Source organism: Streptomyces sp. CBMA29 (assembly GCF_014596445.1).
Classification (GTDB): domain Bacteria; phylum Actinomycetota; class Actinomycetes; order Streptomycetales; family Streptomycetaceae; genus Actinacidiphila.
Map to the genome: position 1 here is coordinate 1 of NZ_MECL01000003.1, position 8,073 is coordinate 8,073.

The 8,073-nt window shown below is 72.4% G+C and carries 10 protein-coding genes and 1 pseudogene; 8 read left to right on the forward strand and 3 right to left on the reverse strand.

The window, feature by feature from the left end:
* The 4 genes and pseudogenes from BGM09_RS01140 to BGM09_RS01155 all read left to right on the forward strand — a co-directional run.
* A pseudogene (locus BGM09_RS01140) lies at nt 1-159 on the forward strand (4-hydroxy-3-methylbut-2-en-1-yl diphosphate synthase); the annotation flags it as partial.
* 172 nt (nt 160-331) lie between these two features.
* Nucleotides 332-1,177 (forward strand): GNAT family N-acetyltransferase, encoded by an 846-nt coding sequence (locus BGM09_RS01145; protein WP_188279433.1) that lies wholly within the window; start codon nt 332-334, stop codon nt 1,175-1,177.
* 43 nt (nt 1,178-1,220) lie between these two features.
* Complete coding sequence (locus tag BGM09_RS01150; RefSeq protein ID WP_188279434.1) at nt 1,221-1,754, forward strand: GNAT family N-acetyltransferase; 534 nt, start codon at nt 1,221-1,223, stop codon at nt 1,752-1,754.
* Between the two features lie 95 nt (nt 1,755-1,849).
* Entirely contained in the window at nt 1,850-3,547 is a 1,698-nt protein-coding gene (locus BGM09_RS01155; protein ID WP_188279435.1) for a proline--tRNA ligase, read from the forward strand.
* 21 nt (nt 3,548-3,568) lie between these two features.
* On the opposite strand, the gene BGM09_RS01160 is transcribed toward BGM09_RS01155, so the two are convergent.
* The 3 genes from BGM09_RS01160 to BGM09_RS01170 are packed head-to-tail and all read right to left on the reverse strand — an operon-like array spanning nt 3,569 to nt 5,506.
* Nucleotides 3,569-4,513 carry an aminoglycoside phosphotransferase family protein gene (locus BGM09_RS01160; protein ID WP_188279436.1) on the reverse strand — a complete coding sequence of 315 codons (945 nt, stop codon included), beginning with the start codon at nt 4,511-4,513 and terminating at the stop codon, nt 3,569-3,571.
* 43 nt (nt 4,514-4,556) lie between these two features.
* On the reverse strand, nt 4,557-4,976 hold the full coding sequence (locus tag BGM09_RS01165; protein WP_188279437.1) for a ferritin-like domain-containing protein: 420 nt from the start codon (nt 4,974-4,976) through the stop codon (nt 4,557-4,559).
* Nucleotides 4,973-5,506 carry a hypothetical protein gene (locus BGM09_RS01170; RefSeq protein ID WP_188279438.1) on the reverse strand — a complete coding sequence of 178 codons (534 nt, stop codon included), beginning with the start codon at nt 5,504-5,506 and terminating at the stop codon, nt 4,973-4,975. Before BGM09_RS01170 ends, BGM09_RS01165 begins: the two co-directional genes overlap by 4 nt.
* A gap of 147 nt (nt 5,507-5,653) precedes the next feature.
* Between BGM09_RS01170 and rimP the strand changes: the two genes are divergently transcribed.
* From rimP to BGM09_RS01190, 4 genes are all read left to right on the forward strand, one after another.
* Nucleotides 5,654-6,235 carry a ribosome maturation factor RimP gene (gene rimP, locus BGM09_RS01175; protein ID WP_188279439.1) on the forward strand — a complete coding sequence of 194 codons (582 nt, stop codon included), beginning with the start codon at nt 5,654-5,656 and terminating at the stop codon, nt 6,233-6,235.
* Nucleotides 6,236-6,237: 2 nt separating this feature from the next.
* Nucleotides 6,238-7,224: a transcription termination factor NusA gene (gene nusA / locus BGM09_RS01180; protein ID WP_188279440.1), complete on the forward strand. Its 987-nt coding sequence runs from the start codon at nt 6,238-6,240 to the stop codon at nt 7,222-7,224.
* A 137-nt stretch (nt 7,225-7,361) separates the two neighbouring features.
* The gene (locus tag BGM09_RS01185; protein WP_188279441.1) at nt 7,362-7,640 is read left to right on the forward strand and encodes a YlxR family protein; all 279 of its coding nucleotides are present in this window, start codon (nt 7,362-7,364) and stop codon (nt 7,638-7,640) included.
* Nucleotides 7,641-7,797: 157 nt separating this feature from the next.
* Nucleotides 7,798-8,073 (forward strand): translation initiation factor IF-2 N-terminal domain-containing protein (locus tag BGM09_RS01190; protein ID WP_188279442.1); only part of this gene is annotated, 276 nt, incomplete at its 3' end.

The window sequence follows — 8,073 nt, forward strand, 5'->3', positions numbered from 1 at the left end:
GGCAACGGCAAGGGTCAGATCTTCGTGAAGGGTGAGGTCATCAAGACCGTGCCGGAGTCGAAGATCGTCGAGACGCTGATCGAAGAGGCGATGAAGCTCGCCGAGCAGATGGAAACCGACGGCACCATGTCAGGTGAACCGCAGGTGAGCGTCTCCTGACTGCCGAGCAGCCCGCGCGACCTGCCGCCGGGCCACGCCCGCGCCCCGCGCCCGCCGCCCACAGGCGGCCGGACGCGGGGCGCGGCACGGCCCCGCGCGGTAAAGTGCGCAGATCATCCCAAGCCTGCTGCTCAAGCCAAGCCTGCTGCGGCCCGTACGGTGAGGCACCCACGTGTTGACCACATCGACTGCCAAGGTCCTCGAACCGGGCGACCTCGACGCCGCCCTCGCCGTACTCAACCGCGACCCGGTGGCCAACGCCTTCGTCGCCTCCCGGGTCAATGTCGCCGGGCTCGACCCCTGGCGGCTCGGCGGCGAGATGTGGGGCTGGTACAGCGGCGGCAGACTCACCTCGCTCTGTTACGCGGGCGCCAACCTCGTACCGCTGTGCGCCACCCCCGAGGCGATCCGCGCCTTCGCCGAGCGCGCCCGCCGGGCCGGCCGCCGCTGCTCCTCGATCGTCGGCCCCGCCGAACCCACCGCCGACCTGTGGGCGCTCCTCGAACCCCACTGGGGCCCGGCCCGCGAGGTCCGCTCCCACCAGCCGCTGATGACCACCCGCGCGCTGCCCGCCGACATCACGCCCGACCCGCTGGTCCGCCGCGTCCGGCGCGACGAGATGGACGTGATCATGCCCGCGTGCGTGGCCATGTTCACCGAGGAGGTCGGCGTCTCCCCGCTCGCGGGTGACGGCGGCCTGCTCTACCAGGCCCGCGTCGCCGAACTGGTCTCCACCGGACGGGCCTTCGCCCGCATCGAGGACGGCCGGGTCGTCTTCAAGGCCGAGATCGGCGCCGTCACCCGGCACACCTGCCAGATCCAGGGCGTCTGGGTCGCCCCCGAACACCGCGGCAAGGGCCTGTCGGAGACCGGCATGGCCGCCGTCCTGCACTACGCCCTGCGCGATGTCGCCCCGGTCGCCAGCCTCTACGTCAACGACTTCAACGCCCCCGCGCGGGCCGCCTACCAGCGGGTCGGATTCTCCGAAGTCGGCGCGTTCATGAGTGTGCTGTTCTGACCGTGCTCGAAGGCCGCGGGCGCTGAGGGTAGTGTCCCGGCCCATGGAGAACGTGGCGGTCGGACCTGTCGACCTCGGCGCGCGGGTCGACGAAGCCCTCGCCGTACAGGCGCTCGCCTTCGGGCTCGGCCCCGGCGAGGTCGCCATCCGGCGGCAGATCGTGCTCCGGCACCTCAACTACCCCGGTGCGCGGGCGCTCGGCGCGCAGACCGACGACGGACGGCTGGTCGGCTTCGTCTACGGGCTGCCCAACGACCGCGGCCACTGGTGGTCGAGCGTCGTCCAGCCGTACCTGCGGCAGCGCGGCACCGACGGCTGGCTCGACGACTGCTTCGTCATCACCGAACTGCACGTGCTGCCCGAATTCCAGGGCCACCGGGTCGGCCGCCGGCTGATCACCGAGATCACCGACACCGCCACCGAGCCGCGCAGCATCCTCTCCGCGATCGACGGCGACAGCCCCGCCCGCCGCCTCTACCACGCCCTCGGGTACCAGGACCTGGCCCGCCCGGTGCACTTCCCGAGCGCCGCCCGCCCCTACGCCGTGATGGGCGCGCCGCTGCCGCTGCTGCGGTGAAGCGCCGGGAGACGGTCGCGCGGCGGAAAAGGGTTTTCCGGGCGCCCGGCGGTCTGGCTATCCTCGCCGCACCCCCGACCGTTACGGAGAACGCCATGGTCCTGCGCATGTCCCGGCTGATGCTCAAGACGCTGCGCGACGCCCCGGCCGACGCGGAGACCGCCAGCCACAAGCTGCTGGTCCGCGCCGGATACGTGCGCCGCTCGTCCGCCGGGATGTGGACCTGGCTGCCGCTCGGCAAACGCGTCCTCGACAACGTCGCCCGCGTCGTACGCGAGGAGATGGAGGCGATCGGCGGCCAGGAAGTGCTGCTGCCCGCGCTCCTGCCCCGCGAGCAGTACGCGGCCACCGGACGCGCCGACGAGTACGGCGACCTGCTCTTCCGGCTCACCGACCGCAAGGGCGCCGACTACGTGCTCGGCCCCACCCACGAGGAGGTCTTCACGCAGCTCGTGAAGGACCAGTGCACGTCCTACAAGGACCTGCCCCTGACCCTCTTCCAGATCCAGACCAAGTACCGCGACGAGGCCAGGCCCCGCTCGGGCGTGCTGCGGGGCCGCGAGTTCCAGATGAAGGACGCCTACTCCTTCGACACCGACGACGAAGGGCTCGCCGCGTCGTACCGGCTGCACCGGCAGGCGTACATCCGGATCTTCGAACGCCTCGGCTTCGACTTCCGCGTCGTGTCCGCCGTCTCCGGCGCCATGGGCGGCTCCGCCTCCGAGGAGTTCCTGGCGCCGGCCGCCGCGGGCGAGGACACCTTCGCGGACTGCCCCGCCTGCGACTACGCCGCCAATACGGAGGCGGTCACCTTCACGGCCGCGCCCGGTGACGCGGCTGCCGTGGAGCACCGCCCCGTCGAGGAGCTGGACACCCCCGACACCCCCACGATCGAAGCGCTCGCCGCCCATCTCGGCGTGCCCGCCTCCGCCACGCTCAAGAACCTGCTGGTCACCGTGGACGGCGAGATCACCGCGGTCGGCGTCCCCGGCGACCGCGAGGTGGACCTCGGCAAGCTCGCGGAACACCTCGCACCCGCCGCCGTCGCACTCGTCACCGCCGAGGACTTCGCCGACCGGCCCGATCTCGTACGCGGCTACGTCGGCCCCCAGGGCCTGGGCATCCGCTACCTCGCCGATCCCCGGATCGCCCCCGGCACCGCGTGGGTCACCGGCGCCAACAAGCCCGGCAGGCACGCCGCCAATGTGGTCTGCGGCCGGGACTTCACCGTCGACCGCTACCTCGACGTGGTCACCGTCCGCGCCGGTGACCCCTGCCCCCGGTGCGGCACCGGGCTCCGCCTCGACCGGGCCATCGAGATCGGCCACATCTTCCAGCTCGGCCGCAAATACTCCGACGTCTTCCGGTTCGACGTCCTCGGGCGCGACGGCAAGCCCGTGCGCGTCACCATGGGCTCCTACGGCATCGGCGTCTCGCGCGCCGTGGCCGCCCTCGCCGAACAGACCGCCGACGGCGCGGGCCTGTGCTGGCCCGCCGAGGTCGCCCCCGCCGACGTCCATGTCATCGCCGCGGGCAAGGCCGTCCAGACCGCTCTCGCGGAGGAAGCCGCCGCCGCGCTGCACGCCGCGGGACTGCGGGTCCTCCTCGACGACCGGCCCTCCCTTTCGCCCGGCGTCAAATTCACCGACGCCGAGCTCATCGGCGTCCCCACCCTCCTCACCGCCGGCCGCCGCGCCGCCGACGCCGTCGTCGAGCTCAAGGACCGCCGCACCGGCACCCGCCAAGACCTCCCTCTCCCCGAAGCCCTCTCCCTCCTCACGCCCCCGCACTGACGGCCCCCCGCCGGACGCGACCTAGAGCCAGGAGGCGAATTCCAGGAGGAGTTCGGCGTCTTCGCGGTCGCCGACGGAGAGGTGCCAGACGCCGGCCTCGACGGCGCGGAAGAGGGCCCAGCCGCGAAGGCGCTCGGGATCGACCTCAAGAGAGGCGGCGAGCTTGGCGAGGCGCCGCCGGGCCGCGGCCCGGGAGCCCGGCTGGGCGGCCAGGGTCGGCAGCCGGTCACGGACGAGCCAGGCGAGATCGTAGGCCCGCTCACCGACCAGCGGCTTGGGGTCGATGGCCAGCCACGCCATCCGCTCCCCGGCCAGCACATTGCCGTGGTGATAATCCCCGTGCAGCAGCGCCTCCTCGGCGCCCGAGGCGACCAGCTCGCCGTGAACCGACAGCGCCTCGTCCACGAGCCCGACCGCCTCGGCCGCCCAAGGCCGCTCCCGCCGCTCGCGCAACAGCGCCGCCAACGCACCGGTGTAGTCGGCGACCGACGTGAAGGGATGCCCCTCGGCCGGCGGCACCCAGAGCCGCTGAAGAACCCCGGCGGCCTCCAGCATCGCCTTGGGCTCGGCGAGCGACCGCAGCGACACATCCGCCTGAAGCCGCTCCAGCAGCATCGCCCCCTCGCCGGGATCGGCGTCGAGGAGACGTACGGCGCCCCGCCCGTCCCAGTGCGCGAGCGCCGCGTGCTCGTGCTCGGTCTCCCGCGTGACCATGCCGACCTTCAGCACCGCGGGCACCCCGTCCGCGGTGCGGACCAGCACGATCATGCTGATCTGGCCCCCGGCCGCGAAGACCCGCTCGACGGTCAGCCCCCACCGCTCCAGATGGCGCGCCACCCGGTCGGGGAGTTCGGCCAGCCACACCCGGCCCGCCTCGCCCTCCCAGGCCCCGACGGTGCGGACCAGCCGCTCCGGCGGCTCCAGCCGTACGCCTTCCGGCCCCCCGTGGTGCGCTGCTGAAGCCATCCCTGTGCGTTCCCTCCGTGTCGTGTGCGGCGGGGAACGGTGATCAGCTCCGTTCCGCCAACCCCGGGAAGGCTACGCTGCCGCCGCGCCACCGCACGGCACGCACCGCCGCCTCGCGCATCGCGCCCGCCGCGTCCCGCCGGATGTCCCCGATCGCGGACCGCACCACGTCGCCGTAGGCGCCCGCCACCCGCTCCTCCAGATACGCGGCCAGCCGCAGCGCCGCCGCCGCGTCCGCCACCGGGAACGGCAGCGCGTACCCCGCGGCCGACGTCACCGGCACTCCGCCCAGATCGCGGACGGTACGGCCCAGCACGTCCCGCCGCGCGCGGTGCGCGTCGTACGCCTGCCGCGCCTCGGCCTGGCGGCTCCTGCCGACCAGGCCGCCCACGACGCCGTAGCCGTACACCGCCGCGTGCTCGGCGGCCAGCGCCGCCTGCGCCGCGTCCAGCACCGCACTCATCGCACCGCACCCTTCGTCCCGAGCAGCGCCACGTGCCCTGCCCCGGCCGCCGCCACCGACGCGAACAGCCGGGCCGTCTCGCCCGGCACGTTGAGCAGCGCCGTCGCCCGGCTGTCGGCGAGCCGCCGCTCCTCGTCCGCCAGGGACTTCAGAGCGGCGGACGCCGAGGAGGCCGGGGGCGCGGCGGACGTCGCGCCGGGGGTCGGCGAGGCGGTCGGTACGGGGGCCGGTACGGGGGCCGCCCGGCCGCCGAACGCGCCTACGTGCAGGGCCACTTCGGCCCGCAGCGGCGCCAGCCGCGCGGCGAGCGCCGGATACGCGGCGGCCACCGCGTCGTACCGCGCCAGCAACGCCGCGCTGTCGCGGACCGCCTGGCGCAGCGCCAGCTCACCCGGTTCGGGCTGCGTGGCCGTGTGTCCTGCCCCGTCCGAGCCCGCTGTTCCACCGCCTCCGGAACACCCGGCACTGACGGCAACGGCCGCCACCGCCACCACACTCCGCCTGCTGAGCCGAGGCACGTCCGGGATCATTGGGCGAGTGTAAGGGTGCGCGGGAGGCCGCTCGGCGCCGCCTCCCGGCGGCCCGCGATGGCGCGGCGACGTGTGGAAACTCGGGTAATCTCTCCTTTACACGCGACCTTCCACAACAACAGCACACGCGGCCGAGGAGTCACCCGGATGAGCACCACCCAGAGCGAGAGGCTGCGCGGGCTGCTTGAGCCGCTCGTCGTGAGGACGGGACTGGATCTGGAAGAGGTCACGGTGACGGCCGCGGGCAAGCGGCGGCAGTTGCTGGTCGTCGTGGACTCGGACGAGGGCGTGCAGCTCGACGCGGTCGCGGAGCTGAGCCGGGAGATCTCGCAGGCGCTGGACGCCTCGGACGCGATGGGCGACTCGGAGTACGTCCTGGAGGTCACCTCGCCGGGCACCGACCGGCCGCTGACCGAGCCCCGGCACTTCCGGCGCAACAGCGGCCGGCTGGTGAAGCTCCAGCTCAAGGAGCGCGGCGAGCTGATCGCGCGGATCATGACGGTGGACGACACGGGTCTCGACCTGGAGGTCCCCGGCGTCAAGGGCCGCAAGCCCAAGCCCGCCCGCGCGGACTTCGCCGAGATCGAGAAGGTCCGCGTCGAGGTCGAGTTCAACCGCAAGAACGCGGCCGGTGACGACGTACACGAAGACGACGCACAAGACGACGTGCACGGCGAAGACGTACACGAAGACGTACAAGAAGACGACGAGAACGACGAGGAGGCGTAGCCGTGGACATCGACATGAAGGCCCTGCGGGGTCTGGTGCAGGAGAGGCAGATCTCGTTCGACCTGCTGGTCGAGGCGATCGAGTCGGCGCTCCTCATCGCGTACCACCGCGAGCCCGGCAGCCACCGCAAGGCCCGCGTGGAGCTGGACCGCACCAGCGGACACGTGACCGTCTGGGCGAAGGAGGACCCGGAGGAGGTCGCCGAGGACGCCGAGCCGCGCGAGTTCGACGACACCCCGACCGGCTTCGGCCGGATCGCCGCGTCGACCGCCAAACAGGTGATCCTCCAGCGGCTGCGCGACGCCGAGGACGACATCACCTTCGGGGAGTACGCGGGCCGCGAGGGCGACATCGTCTCCGGCCTGGTCCAGCAGGGCAAGGACCCGAAGAACGTGCTGGTCGACATCGGCAAGCTGGAGGCGATCCTGCCGGTCCAGGAGCAGGTGCCCGGCGAGGACTACCGGCACGGCACCCGGCTGCGGGCGTACGTGGTCCGGGTCGCCAAGGGCGTACGCGGCCCGTCGGTGACCCTGTCGCGGACCCACCCCAACCTGGTGAAGAAGCTCTTCGCGATGGAGGTCCCGGAGATCGCGGACGGCTCGGTGCTGATCGAGGCCATCGCCCGCGAGGCCGGACACCGTACGAAGATCGCGGTCCGCTCGACCCGCTCGGGGCTGAACGCCAAGGGCGCCTGCATCGGCCCGATGGGCGCGCGGGTACGGGCCGTGATGGCCGAGCTGAACAGCGAGAAGATCGACATCGTCGACTGGTCGGACGACCCGGCCGAGATGGTGGCGAACGCGCTGTCCCCGGCCCGCGTCTCCAAGGTCGAGGTGGTCGACGCCGGTGCCAGGTCGGCGCGGGTGACCGTGCCCGACTACCAGCTCTCGCTCGCCATCGGCAAGGAGGGGCAGAACGCCCGCCTGGCCGCCCGGCTGACCGGCTGGCGGATCGACATCCGCCCGGACACCGAGCAGCCGCAGAGCTGAGGGCCGAGCCCGGAACACGGACGGGAAGCGGTCGGCGGCGGGCGATGCACGCCCCCGCCGGCGGCGGGCAGAAAACGAACAACCGTGCGTCGGCACACTCGAAGGAGTGAGGTCGGTGCGGGGAGGTAGACTGAAGAGTGTCTGGTCGGACGCGAACCCCAGCATGCCCGGAGCGAAGTTGCATCGGCTGCCGTGAGCGTGCGGTCAAGAGCGAGCTGCTGCGTGTGGCGGTGGACGGTGACACCTGTGTTCCCGATCATCGCGGTACGCTGCCCGGTCGGGGTGCGTATCTGCATCCCGCCCTTGCCTGTCTGGACCTGGCGGTCCGCCGCCGGGCGTTCAACCGGGCCTTCAAAGGCCCGGTGACGCCCGACACCGCGGAGTTGCGCCGGTTCGTCGAGCAGGCAGCCCCGTAAGAAGCAAGAAGAACGGCACGGGTCACCGTGCGGTCAGGTACCTCGCGAGATGGAAGTAGGTCGAGATTGCGATGAGCACTCGATGAGTACGCGATGAGTACGCCCATGAAGTAGCGACGGTCCGGCGGACGATCACCCCGGACCTAAAAGGAGCGAAGTGGCTAAGGTCCGGGTATACGAACTCGCCAAGGAGATGGGAGTCGAGAGCAAGGTCGTCATGGCCAAGCTCCAAGAACTCGGCGAATTCGTCCGTTCGGCGTCCTCGACGATCGAGGCGCCGGTAGTCCGCAAGTTGACCGACGCTTTCCAGGGGCCCGGTGGCAACACCAAGTCCGCTGCGAAGCCCGCGGCGCCGCGCAAGAGCGCGCCCGCCGCCAAGCCGGCCGTGCCCACCCCGGGTGCGCCGGCCCGTCCCGCCGCCCCGGCGCCGAAG

Excerpts from the sequence above, each read along its gene's own strand:
- BGM09_RS01150 (WP_188279434.1), top strand. The coding sequence starts at position 1,221 with ATGGAGAACGTGGCGGTCGGACCTGTCGACCTCGGCGCGCGGGTCGAC.
- BGM09_RS01155 (WP_188279435.1), top strand. The coding sequence starts at position 1,850 with ATGGTCCTGCGCATGTCCCGGCTGATGCTCAAGACGCTGCGCGACGCC.
- BGM09_RS01160 (WP_188279436.1), bottom strand. The coding sequence starts at position 4,513 with ATGGCTTCAGCAGCGCACCACGGGGGGCCGGAAGGCGTACGGCTGGAG.
- BGM09_RS01165 (WP_188279437.1), bottom strand. The coding sequence starts at position 4,976 with ATGAGTGCGGTGCTGGACGCGGCGCAGGCGGCGCTGGCCGCCGAGCAC.
- BGM09_RS01170 (WP_188279438.1), bottom strand. The coding sequence starts at position 5,506 with ATGATCCCGGACGTGCCTCGGCTCAGCAGGCGGAGTGTGGTGGCGGTG.
- rimP (WP_188279439.1), top strand. The coding sequence starts at position 5,654 with ATGAGCACCACCCAGAGCGAGAGGCTGCGCGGGCTGCTTGAGCCGCTC.